At 68.6% G+C, this 1,591-nt stretch carries 3 protein-coding genes; 2 read left to right on the top strand and 1 reads right to left on the bottom strand.

Features of this window, described 5'->3' with window-relative positions; genetic code table 11:
• A partial coding sequence (locus J7E68_RS18905; RefSeq protein WP_251049168.1) for an FAD-binding protein occupies positions 1 to 491 on the bottom strand: 491 nt, incomplete at its 3' end.
• A gap of 20 nt (positions 492 to 511) precedes the next feature.
• Here J7E68_RS18905 and J7E68_RS18900 point away from each other — a divergent pair.
• Together J7E68_RS18900 and J7E68_RS18895 are read left to right on the top strand one after the other, a co-directional pair.
• The gene (locus J7E68_RS18900) at positions 512 to 1,120 is read left to right on the top strand and encodes a TetR/AcrR family transcriptional regulator (protein WP_215175086.1); all 609 of its coding nucleotides are present in this window, start codon (positions 512 to 514) and stop codon (positions 1,118 to 1,120) included.
• A partial coding sequence (locus J7E68_RS18895; protein WP_215175085.1) for an FAD-dependent oxidoreductase occupies positions 1,117 to 1,591 on the top strand: 475 nt, incomplete at its 3' end. The genes J7E68_RS18900 and J7E68_RS18895, both read left to right, overlap by 4 nt.

Here is a 1,591-nt window from a genome sequence, read left to right as displayed (position 1 = left end):
CGCAGGTGGAGGCTGATCACCGCGCGGTGCGCACCTCGTTCCGGATCCAGGGCGCGGACGACGCTCGTCCCGCCGCCGAACGGGATCACCGCGATGCCCCGGTCTGCGGCGACGACGAGCGACCGCGCCACCTCATCGTGGCTTCCGGGCAGCACGACGGCATCCGGCGACGGCTGCTCGGTGCGCCGCCTTCGCAGCAGATCCGGGGTCGAGCGGCCGCCCGAGTGACGTATCCGCGCCTCGGCTGAGAGGTCCACGTGGTCGGCGCCGACGACGGCGGAGAAGGCCGCGATGTCGTCGTCGTGCAGAGATGACGCGTCGATTCGAACGTAACTCAGGTCCGTGGACCCTGCGGGCTTGCGGATGCGGCCGAGAAGTAGCGGCAGGAGTGCGCGAACCGCGGGGGGCAGGTCTTTCGCCTTTGCGGGGTCGCCCCAGCCGTTCCATCGCATCTGCGCGTGCGCGGCCTCGCTGCCGTTCTGCTGGCTCATGCGTTACAGTGTGACATAACATGGAACAACGTCAAGCAATCGCAATCGATCCCCTCGAGACCTCGCCTCAGTGGGATGTCACCCAGGCGCGCATCCTCGATGCGGCCGACGAACTGATCAGGCGACGCGGCGTCCATGGAGTCACGGTCGCCGCGCTCTCGCGGCGGGCGGAACGCAGCCGTCCGACCATCTACCGGAGCTGGACCGATGCCGACGATGTGGTGCGGGCGGCTCTGCTGCGCCGGGTGACGAGAATCATCGAGCAGTTCCCCACGCACGCGAGCAACCGCCGCTCCCTCGTCGACGACGTGCTGCGGTTCTCCTCGCTGTTCCGCTCTGACGCGGTGTACAGCCGTCTCCTCGCCGATGAGCCCGAGGTCTTCATGCGCTACACGCTGCATCGTGTGGGGTCGAGTCAGCGGATGATCCTGCGTTGGCTGGCCAGAGCGATCCACGAGGGTCAGCAGGGTGGCACGGTTCGTCTCGGTGCACCGCAGGAGATCGCGGTGATGCTGCTGCTCGTCGCCCAGTCGGCGGTGCTGTCGCACGGTACGGTCTCGGAGCTCATCTCCGAGGAGTCGTGGGAGCGCGAGCTTCGCACAGCGCTCGACGGACTGCTCCGGCCGTGATCACGCACTCCCCCGACCTCAACGTCGCGCGTCGGGCCGTCGAGATCACCCGCGCGGCCGATGAGACGGTCGACGTGCTCGTGGTCGGCGGAGGCATCACCGGAGCAGGAGTGGCGCTCGATGCCGCATCCCGAGGCCTCAGCGTCGTTCTTATCGAAGGCGAGGATCTCGCCTTCGGCACGAGCCGCTTCAGTTCGAAGCTCGTGCACGGTGGCCTGCGCTATCTCGCCACCGGAGACGTGGCGACGGCGAGGGAGAGCGCGCGCGAACGGCACCTGCTCATGACGGTCATCGCCCCGCATCTCATCCGCCCGCTGGCGCAGCTTCTGCCGTTCACGCCGACCGTGACAGCTCGGCAACGAGCGGCGGGAGCCGTCGGAATGGCGTTGGGCGACCTGCTGCGGATGCAGGCCGGCACTCCCCGCAGCTCTCTTCCCGCTCCGCGGCTCGTATCGGCACGCTCCGCTCATC

Origin of the sequence: Microbacterium sp. ISL-103, from assembly GCF_018613995.1 — a bacterium.
In the GTDB taxonomy this organism is placed as follows: domain Bacteria; phylum Actinomycetota; class Actinomycetes; order Actinomycetales; family Microbacteriaceae; genus Microbacterium.
This window is presented reverse-complemented; position numbering and strand designations above follow the sequence as displayed.

Coding starts and splice junctions, on each gene's coding strand:
- J7E68_RS18900 (WP_215175086.1), top strand. CDS start 512: ATGGAACAACGTCAAGCAATCGCAATCGATCCCCTCGAGACCTCGCCT.